The sequence below is a fragment of the Paraburkholderia sediminicola genome (assembly GCF_902859805.1).
GTDB lineage: Bacteria > Pseudomonadota > Gammaproteobacteria > Burkholderiales > Burkholderiaceae > Paraburkholderia > Paraburkholderia sediminicola.
Genome location: NZ_CADIKC010000003.1, coordinates 509,872 through 531,812, shown reverse-complemented (window position 1 = coordinate 531,812; position 21,941 = coordinate 509,872). Strand labels below are relative to the sequence as shown.

General features: G+C 60.9%; 33 protein-coding genes. 15 read left to right on the top strand and 18 right to left on the bottom strand.

What is annotated here, in order from left to right; genetic code table 11:
• Positions 1-9 precede the first annotated feature (9 nt).
• The 17 genes from R8871_RS14830 to R8871_RS14750 form a co-directional block, all read right to left on the bottom strand.
• Positions 10-384 carry a hypothetical protein gene (locus R8871_RS14830; protein ID WP_175051115.1) on the bottom strand — a complete coding sequence of 125 codons (375 nt, stop codon included), beginning with the start codon at positions 382-384 and terminating at the stop codon, positions 10-12.
• A 3-nt stretch (positions 385-387) separates the two neighbouring features.
• Positions 388-825, bottom strand: coding sequence for a phage tail tube protein (locus R8871_RS14825; protein WP_175051114.1), 438 nt, complete (start codon positions 823-825; stop codon positions 388-390).
• 11 nt (positions 826-836) lie between these two features.
• Positions 837-1,193 (bottom strand): DUF3168 domain-containing protein, encoded by a 357-nt coding sequence (locus tag R8871_RS14820; protein WP_175051113.1) that lies wholly within the window; start codon positions 1,191-1,193, stop codon positions 837-839.
• A 23-nt stretch (positions 1,194-1,216) separates the two neighbouring features.
• Positions 1,217-1,543 carry a phage head closure protein gene (locus R8871_RS14815; protein WP_175051112.1) on the bottom strand — a complete coding sequence of 109 codons (327 nt, stop codon included), beginning with the start codon at positions 1,541-1,543 and terminating at the stop codon, positions 1,217-1,219.
• A gap of 1 nt (position 1,544) precedes the next feature.
• Entirely contained in the window at positions 1,545-2,207 is a 663-nt protein-coding gene (locus tag R8871_RS14810) for a head-tail connector protein (protein WP_175051111.1), read from the bottom strand.
• The gene (locus tag R8871_RS14805) at positions 2,204-2,569 is read right to left on the bottom strand and encodes a hypothetical protein (protein WP_175051110.1); all 366 of its coding nucleotides are present in this window, start codon (positions 2,567-2,569) and stop codon (positions 2,204-2,206) included. Before R8871_RS14805 ends, R8871_RS14810 begins: the two co-directional genes overlap by 4 nt.
• A 71-nt stretch (positions 2,570-2,640) precedes the next feature.
• Positions 2,641-3,867: a phage major capsid protein gene (locus tag R8871_RS14800; protein ID WP_175051109.1), complete on the bottom strand. Its 1,227-nt coding sequence runs from the start codon at positions 3,865-3,867 to the stop codon at positions 2,641-2,643.
• A gap of 80 nt (positions 3,868-3,947) precedes the next feature.
• Entirely contained in the window at positions 3,948-4,667 is a 720-nt protein-coding gene (locus R8871_RS14795; RefSeq protein ID WP_246287573.1) for a head maturation protease, ClpP-related, read from the bottom strand.
• Positions 4,645-5,931, bottom strand: coding sequence for a phage portal protein (locus tag R8871_RS14790; protein ID WP_175051108.1), 1,287 nt, complete (start codon positions 5,929-5,931; stop codon positions 4,645-4,647). Before R8871_RS14790 ends, R8871_RS14795 begins: the two co-directional genes overlap by 23 nt.
• Complete coding sequence (locus tag R8871_RS14785) at positions 5,931-7,619, bottom strand: terminase large subunit (protein ID WP_175051107.1); 1,689 nt, start codon at positions 7,617-7,619, stop codon at positions 5,931-5,933. Before R8871_RS14785 ends, R8871_RS14790 begins: the two co-directional genes overlap by 1 nt.
• Positions 7,616-8,116: a P27 family phage terminase small subunit gene (locus R8871_RS14780; RefSeq protein ID WP_175051106.1), complete on the bottom strand. Its 501-nt coding sequence runs from the start codon at positions 8,114-8,116 to the stop codon at positions 7,616-7,618. Before R8871_RS14780 ends, R8871_RS14785 begins: the two co-directional genes overlap by 4 nt.
• A 244-nt stretch (positions 8,117-8,360) precedes the next feature.
• Entirely contained in the window at positions 8,361-8,744 is a 384-nt protein-coding gene (locus R8871_RS14775; protein WP_175051105.1) for an HNH endonuclease, read from the bottom strand.
• Positions 8,745-8,965: 221 nt separating this feature from the next.
• A complete protein-coding gene (locus R8871_RS14770; RefSeq protein WP_175051104.1) occupies positions 8,966-9,757 on the bottom strand; it encodes a zinc finger-like domain-containing protein in 792 nt (263 codons plus the stop codon).
• A 267-nt stretch (positions 9,758-10,024) separates the two neighbouring features.
• Positions 10,025-12,766, bottom strand: a complete 2,742-nt coding sequence (locus R8871_RS14765; RefSeq protein ID WP_175051103.1) for a VapE domain-containing protein — start codon at positions 12,764-12,766, stop codon at positions 10,025-10,027.
• 161 nt (positions 12,767-12,927) lie between these two features.
• Positions 12,928-13,176 (bottom strand): hypothetical protein, encoded by a 249-nt coding sequence (locus tag R8871_RS14760; RefSeq protein ID WP_246287572.1) that lies wholly within the window; start codon positions 13,174-13,176, stop codon positions 12,928-12,930.
• Positions 13,177-13,311: 135 nt separating this feature from the next.
• The gene (locus tag R8871_RS14755; RefSeq protein ID WP_175051317.1) at positions 13,312-13,821 is read right to left on the bottom strand and encodes a hypothetical protein; all 510 of its coding nucleotides are present in this window, start codon (positions 13,819-13,821) and stop codon (positions 13,312-13,314) included.
• 113 nt (positions 13,822-13,934) lie between these two features.
• On the bottom strand, positions 13,935-14,162 hold the full coding sequence (locus R8871_RS14750) for a hypothetical protein (RefSeq protein ID WP_175051102.1): 228 nt from the start codon (positions 14,160-14,162) through the stop codon (positions 13,935-13,937).
• Between the two features lie 17 nt (positions 14,163-14,179).
• On the opposite strand from R8871_RS14750, the gene R8871_RS14745 reads away from it, so the two are divergent.
• From R8871_RS14745 to R8871_RS14675, 15 genes are all read left to right on the top strand, one after another.
• The gene (locus tag R8871_RS14745) at positions 14,180-14,785 is read left to right on the top strand and encodes a helix-turn-helix domain-containing protein (RefSeq protein WP_322789515.1); all 606 of its coding nucleotides are present in this window, start codon (positions 14,180-14,182) and stop codon (positions 14,783-14,785) included.
• Positions 14,727-15,236: a hypothetical protein gene (locus R8871_RS14740; RefSeq protein WP_175051100.1), complete on the top strand. Its 510-nt coding sequence runs from the start codon at positions 14,727-14,729 to the stop codon at positions 15,234-15,236. Before R8871_RS14745 ends, R8871_RS14740 begins: the two co-directional genes overlap by 59 nt.
• 147 nt (positions 15,237-15,383) lie before the next feature.
• Complete coding sequence (locus R8871_RS14735; RefSeq protein ID WP_175051099.1) at positions 15,384-15,593, top strand: hypothetical protein; 210 nt, start codon at positions 15,384-15,386, stop codon at positions 15,591-15,593.
• A gap of 10 nt (positions 15,594-15,603) precedes the next feature.
• Positions 15,604-15,762 carry a hypothetical protein gene (locus tag R8871_RS14730; RefSeq protein WP_175051098.1) on the top strand — a complete coding sequence of 53 codons (159 nt, stop codon included), beginning with the start codon at positions 15,604-15,606 and terminating at the stop codon, positions 15,760-15,762.
• A gap of 8 nt (positions 15,763-15,770) precedes the next feature.
• Positions 15,771-15,968, top strand: coding sequence for a hypothetical protein (locus tag R8871_RS14725; RefSeq protein ID WP_175051097.1), 198 nt, complete (start codon positions 15,771-15,773; stop codon positions 15,966-15,968).
• Between the two features lie 90 nt (positions 15,969-16,058).
• A complete protein-coding gene (locus tag R8871_RS14720) occupies positions 16,059-16,319 on the top strand; it encodes a beta-hexosaminidase (protein WP_246287571.1) in 261 nt (86 codons plus the stop codon).
• Positions 16,316-16,558 carry a hypothetical protein gene (locus R8871_RS14715; RefSeq protein WP_175051095.1) on the top strand — a complete coding sequence of 81 codons (243 nt, stop codon included), beginning with the start codon at positions 16,316-16,318 and terminating at the stop codon, positions 16,556-16,558. The genes R8871_RS14720 and R8871_RS14715 overlap by 4 nt, the downstream gene beginning before the upstream one ends.
• Positions 16,551-16,919 (top strand): hypothetical protein, encoded by a 369-nt coding sequence (locus R8871_RS14710; RefSeq protein ID WP_175051094.1) that lies wholly within the window; start codon positions 16,551-16,553, stop codon positions 16,917-16,919. The genes R8871_RS14715 and R8871_RS14710 overlap by 8 nt, the downstream gene beginning before the upstream one ends.
• The gene (locus R8871_RS38440) at positions 16,912-18,381 is read left to right on the top strand and encodes a ParB N-terminal domain-containing protein (RefSeq protein ID WP_246287570.1); all 1,470 of its coding nucleotides are present in this window, start codon (positions 16,912-16,914) and stop codon (positions 18,379-18,381) included. Before R8871_RS14710 ends, R8871_RS38440 begins: the two co-directional genes overlap by 8 nt.
• Positions 18,378-18,833, top strand: a complete 456-nt coding sequence (locus R8871_RS14700; RefSeq protein WP_246287569.1) for a hypothetical protein — start codon at positions 18,378-18,380, stop codon at positions 18,831-18,833. The genes R8871_RS38440 and R8871_RS14700 overlap by 4 nt, the downstream gene beginning before the upstream one ends.
• A gap of 9 nt (positions 18,834-18,842) precedes the next feature.
• Complete coding sequence (locus tag R8871_RS14695; RefSeq protein WP_175051093.1) at positions 18,843-19,313, top strand: hypothetical protein; 471 nt, start codon at positions 18,843-18,845, stop codon at positions 19,311-19,313.
• Positions 19,310-19,501 (top strand): hypothetical protein, encoded by a 192-nt coding sequence (locus tag R8871_RS14690; protein WP_175051092.1) that lies wholly within the window; start codon positions 19,310-19,312, stop codon positions 19,499-19,501. Before R8871_RS14695 ends, R8871_RS14690 begins: the two co-directional genes overlap by 4 nt.
• A complete protein-coding gene (locus R8871_RS14685) occupies positions 19,498-19,950 on the top strand; it encodes a hypothetical protein (RefSeq protein ID WP_175051091.1) in 453 nt (150 codons plus the stop codon). Before R8871_RS14690 ends, R8871_RS14685 begins: the two co-directional genes overlap by 4 nt.
• On the top strand, positions 19,947-20,321 hold the full coding sequence (locus tag R8871_RS14680) for a hypothetical protein (protein WP_175051090.1): 375 nt from the start codon (positions 19,947-19,949) through the stop codon (positions 20,319-20,321). Before R8871_RS14685 ends, R8871_RS14680 begins: the two co-directional genes overlap by 4 nt.
• Positions 20,318-20,656, top strand: coding sequence for a helix-turn-helix domain-containing protein (locus R8871_RS14675; RefSeq protein ID WP_175051089.1), 339 nt, complete (start codon positions 20,318-20,320; stop codon positions 20,654-20,656). Before R8871_RS14680 ends, R8871_RS14675 begins: the two co-directional genes overlap by 4 nt.
• On the opposite strand, the gene R8871_RS14670 is transcribed toward R8871_RS14675, so the two are convergent.
• Positions 20,621-21,781 carry a site-specific integrase gene (locus R8871_RS14670; protein ID WP_175051088.1) on the bottom strand — a complete coding sequence of 387 codons (1,161 nt, stop codon included), beginning with the start codon at positions 21,779-21,781 and terminating at the stop codon, positions 20,621-20,623. The genes R8871_RS14675 and R8871_RS14670 overlap by 36 nt on opposite strands.
• Positions 21,782-21,941 lie beyond the last annotated feature (160 nt).

Sequence of the window (21,941 nt, the reverse complement as noted above, 5' to 3'; positions counted from 1 at the left end):
GTTCCTTTGCTAGGCGGAACCAGAAGAGCCGCTCGGGGCGGCCTCGGAGTTTTTTGCCGCCTCCTCCACCGCTGCAGGGCCGAAGCCGTTCAGACGCTCGGCGATGCGCCCAACGCGCGTGAGAGCTGCAGAGCTCTTGCTGCGCAGCCACTCGATATCATCGGCCGTGAAAAGTGGCTTTGCATCGTCGCCCACCACCGTCGCCACCAGCAGCGTCGCCTGGAAGTAACTGACCGACTTGTCGCCGGCCTGCATGGCAACCTGGAAAACGTCGCGCGCGCGGCCGTCCATCACGATTACCGTGACGTCGCCGCCCCACTCTGGCACCGAGACCACTTCCGACTTCAGGTCGACGGCCGCCTGGATCTGTTCACGTGTCAGCATGGATTACGCGCCCCCTTGCGCCGGCGCTGCCGTGACGACATCGCCGCTGATCGTCATTGCAATGGTGTTGGTGAGGAGCGCATCCGTACCGCCCGCAATCGGAAACGACTTCACCGACGCCGTGAAGGTGTGCGTATAGCCGTTGGGAAGCGTCAGCTTGTATTGCTTCTGCGTCGACGCACGCTTCGATGCAAGCATCGCCGCCTGCCCCGGGTCAGCGTAATCGATGTTTGCATCGATAGAGAACGAACCCCAATCCTGAAGGCCGAGCAGGCGCTCCTTCGCAGTCGAATCGAGGTCGGTCGTGTCAAGCTCGGTGGCCGAACCGTCGAAGCCGCTATAGCTCTTGACGTTCTTGACCTTAGTGAAGACCGGCGCAAGGTCGGTGCCGGTGTTGATCGCGAAGGTTGTCCCTTGCGCGGAAATTGCAGAGCTGGGCATATGCAGTCCCTTCAGGTTGAATACCAGATTGAAATATCGAGGCGGGAGCCGTACAGCTTCGTCGCCTCTTCGTACGCGTCAACGGGCTCGCCGATCGGCTTCCCCTTGATTGCGTCGCCACACAAAGCCGCCATGGCCTGATCCATCAGCACGGTGGACGCCTCACAGGAGGTCGACCAGACGGCAACCTGCATGCGGGCATTGCGAGTGGTTGATATGCCGTCGAGCGTGTCCGAATCAGCCCCACCAACGCGCTGATATGCGATGTATGGGGTCGGCGTGTTCGGCGGTGCAGCGCCGGGAAAGACTCGGTCGTCGACAAGCGGATCGAGTGCGACGCGGACTATTGCGTTAATGGAGTTAGCCACGTTGTGCGCCCCGCTTTGACTCGCTACCCATTGTTGACTCCCGTAACGCACGCCAGATCGACGTGATCCTGCCCCTCTTCGTCTGGCAGCACCGCGACGATGTCAAACACCTTCGCGCCGTAAAGAACCCGCATGCTCGCGCTTAGATCAGTCCGCCAGCGCACACGGATGCTCGCCGTTGCGCTGTTCGCCTCGGCATTCGACGTCAGGAACTGGCGCCCATTCAGATATCGGATGTCCGCCCATACCGTGTCGAAATCCGTCCAGCCGGTCGACGGCTGCCCGGCCGGATCGCGGATCTGGCCGGGCGTCTGGATTGTTATGCGATGCTTAAGCTTGCCTGAGCGCATGTCACGCCACCGGAATGCTGTAGGGGTCGAGAAGCCCGTCCGCGAACCCCAACTCCGGGATCGGCTGACCGGCCGCGTACTCTTCGCGGTTCTCATACAACGCACCGAGCCGCAGCTTGATCCAGCTGATGATCGGAGCCGGGATCTGCGCAGGGTCGTCCCAGCCGGCGGCATATGTGACGATGACGGCATCCGGCTCCCGCGCGGTCTGAGGCCATGGCGACCCAACCGGTCGAAGCATCGCGAGCTTCTCCCCCACGATCGCCAGCCGATATGCTGACGGGTCGAGCGTGATTCGCTGCATCGCCGTATTCAGGTACGCAACGGATGCAACAGACCTGATCGGCGGATGCGGCAGAACAATGGAGTCGGGATAGCCGTGACACCGTGCGCGATACCACGCCGGGTTGAATATCAACCCATGATGCAGGTGACCGTGCTGCTCGACCCACGGATGACGAAAGCTACTTTGGGTCAGCGCCCACGACTGCGGCAGGATGCTGCGTTGCATGCGCCATTCGCATGACGTTCGCGCGGAAGTGATCATCGAGCCGATCAGCTCGTCATCAACGGTCCCGTCGACGCGCAGATGCAGCTTCGCGTCGTCGAGGCTGATCGGCTCGTTGACCGCCTCCCCCGCGATGCGGGAGAGGCCGACCGTCATTGCGCCGCCGGCGCTGCCGGATCCGCTACCGGCTCTACGCCCGGGATTTTGGCTTGAGCATCAGCTTGTCCGTCCGACGCGCCTTGCGTTGATACCGGCGCAACAGCAGCGCCGGCCGCAGCCAGTTGCGAATCCTCAGCAGGATTGAGCGCGGCGCCTTCGGGCACGACATGCTCGATCGGCTCCTTGCCCAGCTCGTCGCGCGCAAAGGCGACGGCATCCGGATCAGAATCGACGGCGCCAGTCTTCTCGTGAGCAGCGGCAAGCTTGGCAGGCATCGAGACAACATCGTTGCAAAGGTATTCAGTCGCGTGGATACGAATCGATTGCAAGATGCGGACGAGTACATTTTTGGTAGCCATAAGGCCCTCATAGACATACAGAATGAAAGTTGACGCGCAGCACCGCCGCACGTCGCGCACACACCGGTCGATCAGGTCGCCGAGTTCTGGAACGTCTTGGCTGCGCCGCCGACGTCGGTCCAGGCACCGCCGGAACGCAGCCAGGCGAGAAAGCCAACCTGCCCCTTCGACGCGTACGCCGAGTCTGCAAACCGGAAGAGCGTCAGGCCCATCACGTCGCGGATCTTGTAGTACGAGAAGTCGCCATATGCGATCGGCGTGTTGTTCGCACCGAGCACCGGCGCGTCGTTGTTGATCTGAATGTCCGCACCGAGCAGTTGATCGGGCGAGCTGCGCGCGATACCGGCGTCGTAGCTCGGCGTCCAGATCGGACGCCCGTTGGCATCTTTCAGCTTGCGGATGACCTTGCGGGTGCTCTGGTGGAACATCCACTTGCAGCTCGGACCGCTATACGCATCGTCGATCGATTCCTGCAGGTCGACGAGGTTGTCGTACGTGACCGTCGTCGCACCACCGACAGCCGCAGCCACTCCTACGCCCAGCGACGGAAACAGACCCTTGGGCTTGTTCGTGCCGTCACCGGCGGTGAAGTGGTTGTTCGTGATACGTCCGAGACGGGTCGCCAGTCGGCTGCGCACGAATGCCTCGATATCGACTTCCGAGTCCTGCAGCAATTCCAGCGGAACAGCAACGATCTTCGAGCTGTATTTGAACGGCGACAGGCCGACCTGGCCGAATGTCGGATCCTGCCCCGTTGCGGTCGCGTTCTGGCCGATGATCTCACCGAGTTCCGCCGTGCCGTCACTGGTCGGGAACGACATCGGATTGCCCTGCGCCGTGGTGAAGACCTCGGCAACCTGCCGCATGCCACCGAACGACTTCAGCGCGTCGATGATCGCCTTCGCGACGTCGGTCTGCACCGTATAGCCGCCCTGCGCCGGCGTATCCGTGCTCATGGTGTTACGGATCGCAGTCCATTCAGCCGCAGTCAACGCGTCCTGACCGCCGCGCAGCCAGCGTGCATATTGCTGCTGAGCTGCGGACGGCTGACCTTCGCCACCGCCCTCACGGCCAGCACCGCCGCCGAGCGCGTTGAAACGCTGCTCGGCATTCGCGTCGAGCAGACGCTGCTCGCGCTCGATCTGCGCGTCGACGTCGCGGAGCTTGTTGTCGAGCTCGGTCCATTTCGCGTCGCAGCCATTCTCCTTCCACTTGCCGTCCGCGTTGTTGTCGAGCAGATTGCGCATTTCCTTCGCAATTTCGTTGCGCTGCTCTCGCAGAGCTTGAATCGAGATCATATGGTTCCTTTCAGAATGGTTGATACAAATGAAAAGGGCCGCACACAATGTGCGGCCCTCATTCGCCCCAGCGAGAGCGCTTACGGTGCGATTCGTTCGAGCATCGCCATGCGACGCTCCAATGTGCTGCGATCGCGTACGGGTTCCCGAGGCACCGGCGGCTCCGTGAGCGCCTTGGGTGTGTTCGCATACGCGGACAGGTTCCAGCGTCCCGAGTTTTCCGTGCCGGCCGTTGCCGCGATTCGATCGGCGAAACCCATGTCTTTCGCCTCGGCAGCAGTCAGCCAGGTTTCGGCCGTCATCATCGCGAGCAGCTCGTCCTTCGGTTTGCCAGTGCGCGCGGCATAGTCGTTCACAATCGACTGGTCGATCTGGTCGAGCAGGCCGGCCGTCTTGCGCAGATCATCTGCGTTGCCCATCTCGATCGTCCACGCCTTGTGGATCATGAAGAACGCGCCTTCCGAGATCTCGACCTCTTTCGCGGCCATCGCAACGTAGCTGGCCGCCGATGCCGCAATGCCGTCGACGTGCGCAATGATGTTCGACGGGTGCTGACGGATGGCCGTCACCATCGCGCGCGCTTCGAACACATCACCGCCCGGACTGTTGATACGCAGGTTGATCGTCGGCGCATTGATCTCGCTGAGCTGCTGCACGAACGACTCGGCGGAAATGCCCCACCACGCGTCGATCGCGTCATACAGGTAGATCGTGACCTGATCGTCCGACGCCTTGACATCGAACGATCGTGGTCGGTTCATGTTGTCGCGGATCAGGTTAAGCAGCGGATTGCGTTTCACTCGGAGCTCCTTTCAGCGGTGTAGGTGAATAAAGTTGGTCCCCGCCCGGCTTGGGTCCCAGATTTTCGTAACCGCGGATCTCGTCGGTCGACAGCCAGCCCGGCCCCTGCGAACCACCGATCGCCTGACGGTAGTACGCACCGAGCTTCTCCATATCTGCAGCGAGATACGCGCGGCGGTCGAACCTGACCGTGTAGCGGCCGATGCGAAACAGCTTGCGGCGCAACTCCTGCTCATCACGCACCAGATGCGGCTGCATGGTGAAGGTGATGAACGCCTGCGTCATGGTCGCCATACCCGATCCCCAGGCAGACTGCTTTTCGCTTTCACCGATCAGGAACGGCGGCACGCCGAACGCACGCGCGATGTCGATGACCTGAAAGTTGCGCGTCTCCAGCAACTGCGCGTCAGCCGCGTTCATCGCAAGACCCTGCGCTTTCGTGCCGCCAGTGAGAATCATTGGCTTATGGACATTCGGGCCGCCGGCATAGCGGAGCTCGAACTCGGCGCGCAACTGATCGACCGTTGTCTGATCCATCTTGCCGGCGTACTCAAGAATCACGCTCGGCATGACGCCGTTCTGAAAAAACTTGCCGGCATGGTTCTCAGCCGCGATCGATGTGCCAATGCTCTGACGTGCACCCCATCGGATCGTGCTCATGCTCCGCAGGCCATCCCAACCGAAGTTGCAGAACTGGAGCATGTCGTCCTGGTCGACGCCGCGATACGTGCCATCGTCGAACAGCACGTAATACGTGATGCGACCGTTGGTCTGCTTTTCACTCTGCACGCGTAACGGATGCAGCGGAATCAGTTCCTGCGGCACGCCGTTCCTGTTCCGACTGATGTACGCGAAGCCATCGCCATACAGATGGCGGCTCGCCTCGGTGTACTCCCAGAAGACTGCAGCCGAGCAGCACGGCGACGGCTCGTCGTTGAGCAAAGACAGATAGGCGTGATCGTCGACGCGGCTGTTCGCGCCCTCCGCCTTCTGGAACATCTGCACCGGCATTGAAGCCTTGGCGCCCGCGATCAGTCTGACGCACGCATACACCGCTGAAACACGCATGGCGCTCTGTGGGGTCACGACCGTTCCCGCAAACGTCGGCTCGATATTGAACAGCTGCGCCATGCCGGCACTGTCGCTGGAGACGACCGTCGACGCCTGCTCGTTATGCACGGCCGGCACGCCCGAGGGCTCGACGCGTTCAGGTGGGGTGCCCGCATCGCGCGCACCCCAAAGTTGCTTTATGGATTCAAACATTAGAGTCCCACGTATGCGGTTTTGATTACCGGCTCGATCGTCGCGAGTGCCGCACGACCGGCAGCCATAATCTGCGCGACGGCCGGATCGATCTTGTTGGCGCTTTTCTGTTTGTCTGGCTTGATGTTGCCGGCCGGATCCTTCGATGCGACGACGTTGCTCATCGCCCAGGTCATAACGGGGTCGTTAGGATGGACCAACTGACGCCCCTTGATCAGGCGCTCGAACTCCTTCATGGCCGGGCTCATGCTCGCGTAACCCTGCCCGAACTGGACCATGTTCGCGCCGTCGTTCATCAGGTCCGTGACGAGCTGCGAACTGTTCCATCTGTCAAAGGCGATCTCGGCGAATGCAAAGCGTTCCATCAGCTTCGCCGCGTCGCTCTTGATGAATTCATAGTCCGTTACGTTGCCCGGCGTGAGCGTCAACCAGCCCTGCTCCTTCCAGACCATGTACAGCCGATGATTCGGGTTCTCCGAATCGAGCGCTACGTCTTCGGGCAGGTAGTGTTTGCCCCATAACGCACGCATGCCGTCTTCGAGAATGAACTGCAGACCCAGCGAACAAAGGTCCGAAGTGCTCGCGAGATCCAGACCGCCATACACCGCGACAACGTCTTCGAGATCCTCCAGCGTGTATGTCTTGCCACACGCCTTCCACTTGTCCATCGCCATCCACAGATGCGATGCTTTGACCCAGATATTGAAGCGCTTTGTCAGCACGTTCGCCTGAGCCGATGGCTCATTCTGCGCAACACGTACGGACTCGGCGAGATTGTCCGGGAAGACTGAGATGCCGAGATTCGGATTGGCCTTGATCCAGTGCTTAGGATCTGTCCAGTCGTCCTTTTCGTCGTCTTCGCCGCCGTCGTAGCCGTCGAGCGTGTAGATCACACCGAAGTACGCGTCGTCGTCGATCGCCTCCTCAAGGATCCGCCGCACATAGTTGCGCTGCTCGATGCAGATCGAGTTGACGACATTGAAGCCGGCCGTGGTGATAGCGAACATCAACGGCTGCGACCGCGAACCGGTCGCCGACTCGATAACGTCCCACAAGGCCCGCGACGGGTGCGCGTGCAGTTCGTCGAGAATCGCACCGTGCGGATTCAAACCGTCCTGCGTCAGCGCGTCCGCGCCGAGTGGTTTGTATGTGTTCGCGGTGCCCGGCAGGAGGATGTCGTTTTTGACGATCTGCAGATGCCTGCGCAGCTCGGCCGACTGCAGCACCATGCGCTTCGCTTCTTCGTGGACGATCTTCGCCTGATCCAGCTTGGTCGCGGCCGTGTAGACCTCCGCGCCAGCTATCCCGTCGCCGATCAGCAAGTACAGCCCCACGCCGGAGAGCAGCGTCGACTTACCGTTCTTACGCGCAATCTCCCAATACGCCTTGCGGAAGCGCCGCGTGCCGTCCGCTCTCAACCAGCCGAACAACACTGCGAGCCAGAACGCCTGCCACAGCGACAGCTCGAAACGCGTGCCGGCCCACTTGTCCTTACTGTGTTTGAGGAAGTCAAAGAACGCCAGAACATGCCGCGCGTGCGCTTCGCTGAAAATCAGGCCGCGAGCAGCGCCCGTTTCGAGATCACGATAGTGACGCTCGACGGCCTTGCGCACCCACTTGCTGACCACGATCTTTCCTGCGAGCACGTCACGACCGTACGCGTCCCAGTCAAGATCGGCATTTTTCATCGCGAATGCACAAGTTTGGGAGGCTGCGGTTTGCCCGAGACAAAGGCCACCAGCGGATCGAACATGTCGGGCTGCTGCGGCTCGCGCATCGCCTGTTTGACCTTAGCGAACGACGGTATGGTCAGGCATGCCTCGGGCAGCATGCGCAGCAGCTCGGCTTTCAGATTGCGCGCCATGTAGTAGCACTGGTGCGGCTGCTCGTAACCGTTCGGCGTCTTAACCATGAACGATCCTTTCTCCGCAGTGTGTTTCTCAACGGCGGCCTCAGCATCGACCCACTGAACGAACGTCGACACGATCAGGTGCATCAGCATCGCGTCGGTGCGATGGATCAGGCCGTAGTCTTTCAATGCGCCAGCCACGTAGTCCCACACGCGCTGCTCCGCGAGCGACAGCAATTTAAGCGGCGCAGGCACCTCCGACTCCACGCCATCGACGCGTTGCTCGGCGGCAGCTTGCCCGTCCAGCACGCCGATAGAAGGCGTAGAAGGCTCCATGGCGGCTCCTGGTTAAAAACGAGAAAAGTTACTGTGGGCGGCTCAGGGGGCCGATTTTTCACCCCCCCCTCCTCCAAAAAACTGGCGCGCGTAAAAACAAGCCTGAACGAGCGGTCCCAGCCGCAAAAGGCTCAGACTTTTGCCCCCCCGGGGTGGCTTCCTTTGGCACATCAGGGCCTGCAGGGACGCGTAGAAGCCGCGCTGCGCCGCTTCTGCTCAACGACCGAGGCGCGCACGACGGCGGCTAGACCGAGCCTGCAGCGGCCCGCTGTCGCGCTCGCGCACTTTCCTGCGCCGTCTTGGTCGCGTGGCACGGATCGCAGATCGCCTGCAGGTTGTCGTCGTCGTCCGTGCCACCTTCGGCCTTCGGCACAACGTGGTCAACGCTATCGGCCTTGGTCACGTCGCCTGCACGCAGACAGACCTGACACAGACCACAGTCACGCTTGAGGATGCGAATGCGCGTTCGTGTCCACTCGGATCCGTAACCGCGTGCGTGACGGTTGCCGCGATGCGCATCTGAACGCCAGCCGACAGCATCGCGCTTGTGTTCGTCGCAATAGCCAGCGCGATCGACAAGCTGTGCACATCCGGGATGACGGCACGGTGTCGGTGCTTTCTTCGGCATACGTTGAGACCAATGCAAAAAGCCCTGAGGCTTTCGCGATCAGGGCTTCGAGTATGTGTTTCGTGAAGGCGAACGCCTCCACATGACCTAACGGGCTCCGATGATTATTTTTATGTCGCCGAGAGGGTTGCGCCACCTTTGCGCGGGCGCTGCGTTTATCCAGTGACTCGGTAAAGGATGCGCGGAGTATATTCCGCGCAAATCTTGGAACGCAAGTGATTTCATCGGCGCACCTTCGCTCGAACTATGTCAGCCGCACTGCCGTCGACGCGGTCGAGAAGCGCGAGCATGCCGCGAAAATGTGCGGCCCAATGCGCACGATAGATGTTGAGCGATACACCGAGCGCAGCCGCGCGAGCCGCATCGTCGACGGCATAACGGCCCGTTCCATCGCATGCCACGCAGATCTGCCGACCGTTACCGCGCGCCTTCTGTGCGACGCGCAACTTGCCATCGCCGTTACAGGTTCCGCATCGCTCGTATTCGCGATAAACAGTCGGATGCCGCCCGTTGTGCGCGAACGGAATGCGCTCTTCGCTCACAACGATCGAACGCGCACCACAGCACGTTCCACACTCGACCTCGACAATCAGCGGTGCGGATTGACGCTCAGCACGCCCCGTCACACCACGGCCAGCACAGCAGGGACAAAGATCCGCGACCCATTCGACAATCACGCGACGTGCGAACCGCTCCACGATATCGGACATCGCACGCTCGACCTTCGCTCCCTTCACGCCGGAACGACGAGCCCGATTCGCTTCGTGGTCGAGCCCTGTGAATTTCCTACGGGCAAACTTGCCGGACCATCGAATCCGGCTAGCAAGCAACAGCGTCGCTCGCTGGACACCAGCACGTTTCACATCCTGACCGTACTTCATACGCCACAGCAAGCGTCCAAGATCGTCGGCGAATGCAAGTGCGGCCAAAGTTACTTGCGGATCACCGACCGACTCACCAAGCTGACTGCGCACATTCATCGCGACACCGGCTTGCTCTTTGAGGTCGATCATTGCTTACCCCCATTCCGTCCCATTGTCCCAATGTCCCAAGGAAAAAAAGTTGCGAATGCGCGCGGGCGCCCGCGACATGCGCACCCTCGCATGCACGTCGCGCACGTCGCACGCATCACGCGCACATACGCGAGGCGATGCGCTTGGGACGTCGGGACATGGGACCGTTTGCAGCGCGCCGAAAAACTGACTGCAGCGCGCCGACGTACGCTGACGCGCGCGCCAAAGCGTGCGGCGGGCGAGCAAAACGGCGCGACGAAATTGGCATCAGAGCGGCGCGTCATCGTCGTGCTCCGCTCGCGCAACAGTGGCCGGAATGACGGGCATCGGCTCGTCGACGGGATCTGGAGGCGTGTAGTACCACTCGCGGTTGCCACTGGATGCGCGCTTGCGGATCCAGCCAAGCGATTTCATGGCCTTACCTACACGACGTTGCTCAGCCGGCGACCACTTCGCGATTTCCAGCTTCAGGCAATCGCCTAGAATGTCTTCCATCGTCACCTTGCCCAGCATGGCGATATGACGCGCGATCATGGTCTCGTAGATGTCGCCTTCGTAGCGCGCTTCCTGCTCTGTCGAGAACAGCGGCTTCTCATGCGGCAAGACCTGCCACGGCGCGGGCAGCACGCCACCCGCCTCGGCGTTCGCCTGCTCCCACTCGCGATACTCCTGGTACGCTTCCGCCCATATCTGATCGCGGTCCTGAGCGAGGCCGCGCAGGTCGAGCGGCGTGCCCGCCTTGACCGGCCAGTAGCGCCGGTTTCCCGACTCGTCTTTGAGGTAAGTGTCAAAGTTGACGGTGCCGCCGAAGACGCTCTGGCGTGGCACGTCAATCGCACGCCGTGCATACGGTGGCCGGTATGTGTCGACTGCCGTCGTAAAGAAGCGCTTTGCGTTGGACGAATCGCTCTTGCTCAGCGCATCGAGCTCGGCCAGCTCGATCAGCCACTTGCCAGCCATCACCGAAAACGTGTCTTTGTCGCCGATCACGATGTTGGCGTCGGTGAACCACTTCTCGCCCCACAACGTGCGGAACAGCGCCGACTTACCAGCGTCTTGTACGCCCTCCAGAATCAGGACGTTGTCCATCTTGCAACCGGGCTTCATAACTCGCCCGATTGCGCCGAGCAGGAACTTGAATGCGACAAGGCGCACGTATTCCGTGTCCGGTGCGAGGGCGTATTGAACGAGCCAGGTGCGCAACCGTTCTTTTCTGTCCCACTGGAGGCTTTCCAGATAGTCACGGACCTCGTGATAGCGGTGGCGATCGGCAACCAGAAATACGGCGTCGGCGACGACATCACTGCGCGGGCTGAACGAGTAGCGCTGGCCGAGCCAGAGAACGCACCGCGCGTCGTCGCGATCGGACCACTCGCCGACTTCACCACCCTCAAACGGCGGCGGCTTGAGCTTCATAATGCGAAGCGAAAACTGCTCAAAACCGAAGACGCCCTGCCATTTCTCGTCGTTCGACAGGATCGCGAAAATGTTGTCGAGCGATGGCAGGATCGCGGCCGACTTCTCTGCCCGCCGCAACTGCTGACGCCACGTGAAGGCACCGTTCTCCACCTCGCCGTCGGCTCTGCTCGCGTCAGCAGACGTCGCGGAGGCCGCGGAATGCGGGTCAATTACCGTACGTACGTCGTTCGCAGCCGGAGCTGAGATCACACCGGCTTTCTGCATCTCCTCGATCAATGCTGCCGCACGGTTGTAGCCAATACGCAGGCCACGTTGCACGCCGGAGACGGTCGCACGGCGACCCTGCCGGACGAGAGCAACTGCCTCGCCGTACAGCGGATCGGCGATTGGCGCCACGGCGTGAAGGTGCGGATATGGAGGTATCTCGTCGGCGGCAGGAGCGAGCGCCGCGAGCAGCGCCGCCTCGATCTGCGCCTTGACGACGTGCAAGCCCTCTTCGCAATGCAGGTCGTTGAAGTCGGTCAGCTTGCGCTCGCCGCGATCGGCAAAACGCGGATACACGATGCTCGCGTGGCCCACATCAGCGACTGCCTCTTCGGCACGCTTGCGCCCGGTATTTTCGAAGCGCCACACGCGCTCCGGCATAACGTCGTTCCAGACCGCGAGCTCGATGTACTCGACGCCACCGTTGATCTGCTTGTACTGAGCATGCAGCATGTACGAGGTGTTCTTCGCCTCGATCTCGATAGCGGCGGCACCGATCACCAGCTCGCCGCTGTAACCGTAATCTGCCGCGACGTGTTCACGCAGGCGCTGCTCGATCTTCCAGTCGTCGTCAGCACAGATCAGGATGTGAATGTCCGGGTACGCCGAACGCAACGCGCGCGCGGCCGGCAAGATCCCGCCCGCGTCATAACACACAGACAGTGGGATCTGGGCATCCGTCGCCATGCGGATCGAGCGGCCGGTTGCGTACCCTTCCGCGAGCATGACGATCTTGTCGTCGACGGTGAGCTCGCCAATGCGGAACTCAGCGCCTTTCTTTTCCATGCCCTTGTTAAACCGCTTCGCGCCATCAGGCGTCACCTTCTGCAACCCGACCATTCGCGGCTCGCCGACGCCGTACTGATACATCGGCACCAGCAGCGTGCCTTCGGCATCAAAGCGAACGCCTTCCGGCGTGATCTGTTTGCGGACCAGATACGCCGACTCGCCGTCTTCGAACGCGTGCTGCCACTGCTGACGCGCCCGATTAGAAGCCATCTTCGCGGCATGCACCCGCTTCCGCTCGTCTTCGCGATCAAGCTCAGCTTGGCGGGCGCGCGTGGCGGCCAGGTCTTCGGGCGCAGCGGCCTCACCCTGCCACTCAAAAGCCTGCGAGCCGTTGTCATCACCGACCCAACGGCCGTACGCGCCGATGTAGCCAAGTACCTGCCCATGCCGCACAACCTGATGGATCGAATACCAGAATTTTTTGCCCGGACCATAGCGGTGCGGCTTGCCGTTGTCGGAGACGCGCGGATGGCCTTCCGGAAGTTTCGGATGACCAGCCGCTGCGAGTTGTGCTGCGATCTGTTCAAGTGATGCCATGCGTCAACCTGCGATCAGGGCGCGTTCACGGTCAAACAGGCGACGCCATTTGGCGCGACCCGCCGCGAATCTCCCTGCGCTTGCGACGAGTTTGCGTGCGAGCGGATGCCGCGCTCGAAGTGCGGAAGCGGTATTGGACAAAGTCACTTTGAATCCCCGGATTATTTGGAACGAAGACGAGACCATTCCGCCGACATCAACTGGTCGAAACGAGCCAGTTTTTCCGCGTTCAGATAGCCGCCGATCTGGCTTCTGAATGCGTTGCGTTCGGTCTTGGTTTGAAGAGCCGCGCAGTAGAGTGCTGCGCGTGAAACGAAACTGTCGGTCTGACCGGTGCTCACCGCATGCTTCGCGATGAAGTCGGCGGACTGCGGAAACGTCTGCAGCAGAACCGTGATGAACTGCGGCACGCTGTCAGGCGCGTGTTCAGCCAATCGCGCGAGCTCGTTGGTGCCGCACAAAAGCTGCCAGCCGTAGTCGCAGGACAGACCGACCTGCTCCCGATGCGGGTTGCAGCACATCATTCCCGGTTTGAAGCGCATCAGTTATTGACGACCTGATTTGCTAAGGCGCAGGACCGCACCGACCATGCGGTCAATGATTCCCTGCTGTGCGCGGGCGGCCACGACAATCGCGTCGGCCTCCTGCCCCGTGATCTTGCCGTCCGAGATCGCCTCGCGAACTTCGCCGGCGACGACACCAGTCTGGCGTGTGAGCTCAAGAGCATCGAGCGCAACGCGATCAACACCGCCGAGCGCGTCGACGTCTTCCGCCGTCGTTGCGCGCAGGCCGAATCGTTCATTCAGCGCGTGGATCGCGTCGACAAAATGCGGTTGTCGCTTCTCTTCCATCCATTCGATCAGCAACTCGAACATTTCCATCGAGAGGCGGTTTTCGCCTTCACCACGCAAACGCAGGCGCAGCGACTCTGTACCAATGCTCTTACCGCGTCGATTGGTAAGGAAAGCCGCTGCGTCTGCGACGCCACCGGGGGTATTGCGCACCGAGGTGTAAAGCACGTCGAGCCAGTCCGTGCCGCTATATCTGCAGGTCATTTGAGCCCCAATTTTGTCTTTGTAGACGCCGCGTTTCATTCTGTTTACCGCGTGCGCTGGTCCGTACTATGCAAACTCACCGCACCAACCAAACCGCTATGTTCAAAAAACCGTCAGTGCGTCGCCCCAGCGCGATCGGCCGCCGTCGATTGCTCCGGCCGAGTCGCGAAGTAATCAAGCAAGGCCTGCACCGTGGAAACGCGCGGATCGCGAACGATCCCGCAAGCGATCTTGGTGAGGGTCTGATACGGCACCCCGCTTCGGTCGGATATCTCCGGCCAGGTGCCGCGTGTTTCGTCAAGCTTGCGCATGACGGTGTCCAGCATCTTTTCCTGTGGCATTTTTCTGCCCCTAAACAATGCAAGTGACCGGATCATATCCTTTTGGGGATATTTCCTCAAGTGGACACCTGCGCCGAAGTATCCCGCAAGGGGTATCCATATTCGGCAATATTTCGCGTATGAACAGGAAACCACTCAGGGAAGTATTGGCGGATAACGTGCGAGCTCACATGAGCCGGAACGCGGCCGTCGATACGCAGACGAAGCTGGCCAATCGAGCCGGCATTTCACAGAGCTCCGTCGCACGTGTGCTGGCGGGCAACGTGGATACTCAGATAAGCATTGTCGCAGCACTGGCGGACGCGATAGGCGTCACCCCTGGCCGCCTCCTTGACCGTGAGGAAGCGGAGCCCGAGCTGCAGCTCGACCGAGAGCGGTTCGCCAAGCTGCCTGCAGCGGAGCGGGCCAAGATACAAAGCTACATTGATTTCGTTATGGCGCAGCCGCCCTCGGCGGACACTGACTCACTTTCGATATCGCAAAAGCTGACCCAGACAAAAGACCAAGAAGATCGCACTCGCCGGGCCGCTCAACGTCCAATCTCCACCGAATCGTTGAGCATTGATGAAAACCAAGACCAAAAAGCCATTCCGGGGCATCGAGGCAGCAGACGTCGGAAGTAATATTTTTCACTTCCCCGCTTCCGAAGCCGCAACGCAGGCCCGCAACCGCCTTGCGCGCCAAACTGCCGTACGCGAACGCCTAACCACACTCGCCTGCACGAATGACGCCGCAGCGCCTGTGGCAATCGCGATGGCCACAGTACTGCCAGATGGCACCGTGGAGTTCAGCGCGACCGGCATTGAACGCGACTTCGCGGCTCCCACTGCGGATGCGCTCGATCGCCTCTCAACGATCCTTCGCTTTCACGCCGTAAAACCACGGCGCCAAAACCGATTTCAACAAGGCCTCGCGACACTGGTGCCACTCGTGTCGATCGCCTTCATGTTCGCCACGTATATCAACGAGATTCCGTGGCTCGATTCCGTCCTGATGCTGGCAGGTCAACTCTCGGTGAACTGGCTGCTCAGCCGACCTCGCCCGCGCGCCGCAAAGCAATCCTCTAGCGGGTAATCACCCGCGACTTTTGAAGCCCGATTCTGCCTCGGGCGCAGAATTCCGATTACGGATATCCCCAAAAGGATTGACATGAAATATCCCTTTGGGGATACTTCGCTCGAAGCGCGCCGCTCCGACGCGCTCGAACGACGGAGAACCTTGATGAAAGAAATAGTTGATTCCGCCGGAGACGGCCGCCGGGCATGGCTTCGAGGCATGCAGGACGATCTTATGCCGCTGCAAAGTGACTTTGAGAAGTCGCCGGTCTACCGCCTCTCCCTGATTGTGGCCGCAGTCGTAGTCGGCTTGAGCCTCTTTGCGCCGCCGCCGGCATCGAGCACGGCCCACGTGGCAGTTCGCGCAACGGTCTGAGGCGGACGCCATGGCAAAACGCAATCGCAACGCACCGCCTGAGCCCGAAGTTCCAATGGGCATCGTCGCCGTGTTTTTCGTGATCGCCCTTGTGGTTGCGTTCGCGAAAGTCACTTCGGGGTCAGGCCGCAGCTTCGCCGAAGCCCAGTCTCAAGTTCGCGTGGTGTAGGAGCCGATATGGCCGAGCGGATTCCCGTCACCGATATCGACATCGCGCGGGAACATCGCCTCCGCCATCTTCCCGGCTCTCCCGCCACTGCAATCCCCGCTCTGCGGATCTGCCTCGCGAATTGTGCCGAGCTGCGGAAAAAGCGAGCGCAATTAGACCAACCCACGCTGGACGGCAAACGTCTTGCCGCTGGCGACATCGACTAACGCCACATGCAAAAACACAGACTCCAGGTTCCGCAGGAACCGACACGCCGAGACACGATCGGCCTTCGCACCTACGTTAAATACGACCCAATGGCGCCGCGCTCGACGACGCCAATCATGGTGGGCAAGCACGTCGTAGCGCGGCGGCCACTGCATGGCAGCGTGCACACGCTTTACATGATTCTGGACGGGCCGACGGTTGTCAGTACGTCCATATCGGTTCCAAACGAGTACGACTGCGACGCCGCGATCAACAAACACCGTCGCAAGCAAGCCGCCAGCCTTGCCGACAAGACGATCGCAAAAGCCAAGCGCAAGCCGCGTGCGCTCCGTATCAAGGAGGCCGCGTGATCTTCGCCCTTCTCGTCGCCATCACCACATGCTGCGCAGCGTGGTTCGTCACCGGCCCCGCACAGCACCGACACATCGGTTTCCTGTTCGGCCTCGCCGACACGGTTCTCTGGCTGTTCGCCGGCGTGTCGGCCGGCAAGCTCTTCGTCGTCATCGTCGCCGCGTTCTGTGCGCTTTGCTTCGCACGGCCGTTCCTGCGCGTGCGCCTGTATTCCCGTCTCCGGAGGCAACATGGTTAATGACCTCTCCCCGATTTGCAAGGCGCTGATCAGCCTGTTCGCCAGTACGGCGACCCCACTGACGATTAGCGACATCGAGACCGCACTGGTCGACGCGGATCGGCCGGCGCTGCGCGCTGAGCTGCAGATGTTGGTTCGCGCGACCGTAGCGAATCAGGCCATCCGTTATGCAGACGAGCGGCTCGTCTATTGGCTCGCGGGAACTCCGATCGAGCCCTTCGACGGAACGCTGCTCCACTACCCGCCGACGTCGGCGGAAATCAAATGGAGCGACGCTGGGAGAATCTGGCTCGTCGGACGTGACGTCACGCTCGCCGACGTCGGGGGCATTCCACGCACGCAGGAGAACCAACATGCCTAAGACCAGTCCGCTCGTTCTCGACGCCATGATCGTCACCGGCAACACCAAGGCAGCTGTTAAAGCGGCAGGCGGTGGATCGTCAGATCTCTGGACCGTACCGCCCGATCAGATCCACTACGACCCGCGCGATAACGTGCGGCCGCTCGATCCCGATCGCGTTCGACATATGGCGAACCTCATCAAGGTGAATGGTTACGACCGCAAGCAACCGCTCGGCTGCTTCGTGCGTAAAGTTGGTGGCGAAGATCGGATCTATGTGTACGCCGGGCAGCACCGTTTCCATGGCGCCCTGCTCGCTATTTCAGAAGGCGCGCAGATCGATCGCCTTCCGATCGTTATCGACGAAGCAAAGTCCGTCAACCGCGCAAACCTGATATACGCCGGCATCACGACGAATGACGGTGAGAAGCTCACGCCGCTGCAGTTGGCCGAGAAGGTTGTCGAACTCCAAGAGCTCGGCGAATCGAATGCCACCATTTGCCAACGACTGAACATCACGGACCAGACGATCCGCGACGTGCTGCTACTCGCGCACGCGCCAGCTGCACTTCACAAACTTGTCCGCGATAAGGTTGTCTCGTCGACGCTCGCTATCGATGAGATCCGCACGCACGGTGGCGAGAAAGCACTTGAGCGGCTCCAGAGCGCGGCAGTACAGGCCAAAGCGGGCGGGAAAGCAAAGGTCACCAAGAAGGCACTCACAAAGCCTGCAGACGACAAGATCACCCCACCGCAAGCAAAGCAACTTTTGCAGGCGCTTCGCGCGGTCCAGGCTGATGAGTCGTTCGGCCTTCTCAGCATGGATACCACGACGGTTATCGTCGCGCTGCTGGACGAGTTCAATCCCGAATTGCTGACCCGCAATGGGACTGCCGGCAAACGCGACATACCCGGACCCAATGATGTTGTCTTCGTTGACGAGCTCATTGACCCGATCGACTACCCACTACACGCCACTAATGAGCATGGCGTGTTCGTCGATTGCGAGCGGCTTGTGATCCCAAAATTCGGCAAAGGCAACGGCCTACCGACAGTTGAGATCAAATTGGCGCATCCGGAGCCCGCCACGTGGATCTATTCGGTGGGCTTCCATCTGAACCAGCGCGGCAAATCGGGACCTATTTCGCTCGGTCAATTCGTGACGACGTTCCCTAGCCGCTTTAAAGCCCTATGCGCGGCACGCGATGAACTGGTCGCAGAGCTCCGCGATCCAGTTCTGAAACGGGATAAGAAGACCGCTGCAGCGCTGCAATGGCTCGAAGATGTCGTGTACGCAGCGAGACAGGGGTTAGTCGATCACGCCCGCACGCAGCAGCGCATGGCTGATCTCGCGCCCTTGGCAAAGCAGGTGAAGGCCAAGACGACTCCGCTGCACCCGGCCGCCGCCTGGCCCTTTCCTACCACCGAGGAAGGCCGTCAACGCGTCAACGCGGCTATCGAGGCAAGGGAGAAGGCCAAATGACGGTTCTCCCGGCCACTTCTACCCCACGTCCGCTGCCGCGTAAGCGGGGTGCGGCGGACAAACGCCCAAGGCTTTCCCTCGCTGGCGCCGTCCCGGCGCATGCATCGAACGACGACGTCAACAGCAGCGGGCTCGCGCCCGCCAAAGCGATCCAGACAAACGAAGCGCCGCTCGCGCGGCGAAAAGCTATCCAGAAGAAGGGAAGCGAGTCGGATTCCCGACTCGCAAACCTCGCTCGAATCGACGCTGTTCGCATCGAGATCCGCAAGCTGGTCGATGAGATCGCGCTTGGCGCTGACATCGAGCTGCTCGACCTCATGCGCGACGAGGTAGGCAGCTTTCGCCGGCACAAAGCGGCGCAGGAAGCGCGCACGTGGGCTAACGCCGCCGGCGTCCAGCTCGAAACAGGACTGATGATGCTCGACCGCGCTATGCGGCCGACGTCGACGTGAGAGGCAACGATGAGACTAACCGAAAACGAATTGCGCGCCCTCCACGCCGAGGCGTGCGCGGCCGTATTGAGCAACGATCGCAGCGTGACGCCAGCAGAAGACGCGTTCTGGCCGCTCTACATTCAATCCATTCTTGACGCACACGGTGCGCACGCGATGCTGAGTATGGCCGCGCGTGACGTCATCGCAGAACGGCAGCGCCACGTCGACGTCGAGGGCTGCACGCCCGAGCACGACGATGAACATGCACCCGGCACTCTCGCATTGGCCGGAGCTGCGTACGCACTCGATGCCGGCTACGCACTCGACTCGTTTGTGCCGGCCGATGCAGATCATCCCGAGCCGCTGTTCTGGCCGTTTAGCTCGGATTGGTGGAAGCCGGGCATACCGCGGAGGGGGCTGGTCAAAGCCGCCTCGCTGATCCTCGCAGAGATCGAACACATCGACCGCCAAGAGTCCCACAGCGAGGCGCAGACATGATCACGATCACAGGCATCAACGGCCAGAAACACCATCTGTCGGCTGCTGCGATCGCGTCCGTCACCGATGCGTCCCCATCGAGCCAGTGGCACGGCATTCGCGCGATAGTCAAGCTGTTCGATAAGTCCATTATCGAAGCACAGGAACCGGCGCAGCAGATAGCAGCCGCTGTGGAGGATCAATCGTGAGCACTATCTACCAACAGGCTTCTGCGATTATCGACTACGCCCGGGACCATCGGAGATCCGTGTGCACCTGCGACAAGCAGGACGACACCGCCGCAAGCCATCATCAACCGGGTTGTCGCTATCGTACCTTCGTGGAAGCCTCTGTAACACTCGACGAGTTGTCGTCAAGCAAGCCTGCCGTGCCTGAAGGGTGGAAGCTTGTGCCGATGGAGCCGACTAACGCGATGACTTTTGTCGGCCAGAAACACCGATACGAACCCGTCTGGAGTATCGGCGCAATCTATCGCGAGATGCTCGCCGCATCCCCTGTCTCGCCAGCGCAGTCGGGGAAGCCGGTGGCTATGCGTCGAATCTGCTGCAACATCCGTCGCACGAATCCGGATGAAGCCTGCGCAGATTGCCCGGCCGAAGCACCAGGAATGCCGCCGTGCATAGGAGGTCATCCATGAGCCGCATGCCGATTGATTCGGGGCGATACGTTCCTGTGATCGTCAACGGGCACCGTCAGTGGGCGCGTGACCAAGTTGCTTTGCAGGCAGAGATTCTGTCGCTGCTTGAGCGGGACGGCAGCCTGCCGAAGAAGCGAATCATTATGGCCCTGTCGACGGCACAGGCCGCGATTGAGACAGCGCTTAGCGCACTGCTCGATACCGGCAAGATCGAGCGCTATCGCGCAATGAGCGTGCGTCGACGGATGGATGAACACTGGTGCGTCGCGGGGCAGGCGTCGGCAACGAGCCGGGCCAACTTTCGAGCAATGGAAATTTTGGCAGCGTTTCAACAAGCTGCCGCGCGTCGAGCTGGGAGCATGAGCGCATGAAAACTTTTGATCTGATTGAGTGTGCCGAGTTTTTGAAGGTCGACCGCAACACGGCAATGAAACTCGCCGGCACAGGCGAGCTGCCCGGCGCCAAAATCGGCCGAGCTTGGGTGTTCCTCGAAGATGACGTCGTCGCCTTCCTCAGGAGGAAAGCGCAGGAGCAGTCGCTGCTGCGCTTGCAGGGGGCTCATGAGCCGGAGGCTGACGCTCAAGTAGCCCGAGCTATCGCAAAGCAGATCGGAACGCCAGATCGGCGTAGGCCCGGCCGGCGGGCGCGCACTTTGCCAACCCTGCCCGACCTACCACAGACGCACGGCCAGATCGCTGCCGCGTAGATTGGAGTAGCGCATGAGCACCTTCGTGTCCGAGTGTCCAGTGATCTTCGCGATCTGGACGTCGGACAGCGAAGTGCGCTCATAGAGCCGCGACGTGGCCTCATGCCGCAGATCGTGAAACTTCAGATCCCCACATCCCGCCGCATCAAAGATGCGCCCAAACTGGCCCGATAGCCGCACCGACACGCCCGCCAGCACCTTCTTATCGCGCGACCCGTCCCACCAGGGGAAAAGCAGGCCGCCGTCGAAGTTGAATCCGTCCATCTCCGCATCGCCACCCTTCACGAGCTCGACGTAGTCCTCGAACGCCCGCAATGCGACGGTCGTCAACGGCACCTGTCGCTTGCTGCCGTTCTTCGTCTTGTCGAGAAACACGGTCCTGCGGCCGACGTCGACCTGCGTGACATCGAGCGTGTACATTTCGCGCATCCGCATGGCCGACTCGATACCGAGCTCGAACAGGAACACCATCGCCGGCCGATATTTCAGCTCTGCGCGCCGTTGCCGGTTCTCAGCCTTCTCGCCGTCGAGGATCCGCCTGATCGCCTTTTCCTCATTTGCGGACGGCCGCCGATCGCGGTGCTCATCTTCTTTCGGCGTCTTGTCCTGCGCACGCACCGCCGCCGAATCTTCCTCGGTGTACGTCGCATAGCGCTTCGGCAACAGGCGCAATGGATTGGTCGCCAGTGACGGGGTGCCGGATCGCACGACCCAATCGAAGCAGCGTGCGAGCGCACCGACATAATGGCGTATGGTCGACGGCGCCATCACGTCTTTGCGCTTCATGCTTTTGACCCACCCTTCAGCCCATTGATAGTCGACGCCCGTCAACGCCTGCCCCGTCCATCGCCCAATCAACGCGTTGAGCAACGAGACATCTGAATCAGGCAACGACACCTTGGTCATGTAAGAGCGAATGCCATCGTCGACGGTCACCAGCTCGCTGCGGCGAGCAACGAGATCTTCGGGAAGTATGCCGGCGTCGAGCATCTGCTCCAGACGCCTGACGTATGCGTCGCCCTCCTCCTCTGTATCGAAGGTCAGGGAAAGTGGCTTTGGCAGAATGCCTTTGCGCCGAATGATGAATTCCCACGTCCCGGACGGACGCATTCTTTTAGTGGCCATAGCCCCGCTGCAAAACTCACGCAAACGGCCAATGAGCCGGTATGCGAGTGGTTTCGCGTTTTTTTCGAGTGGTTAGAGAGGGCTTTGTACCACTTTAGACAGCACATTTCCATACATGGAAAGATGCAAAATCATGAGCTGAAAAAGCGAAAAGCCCCGA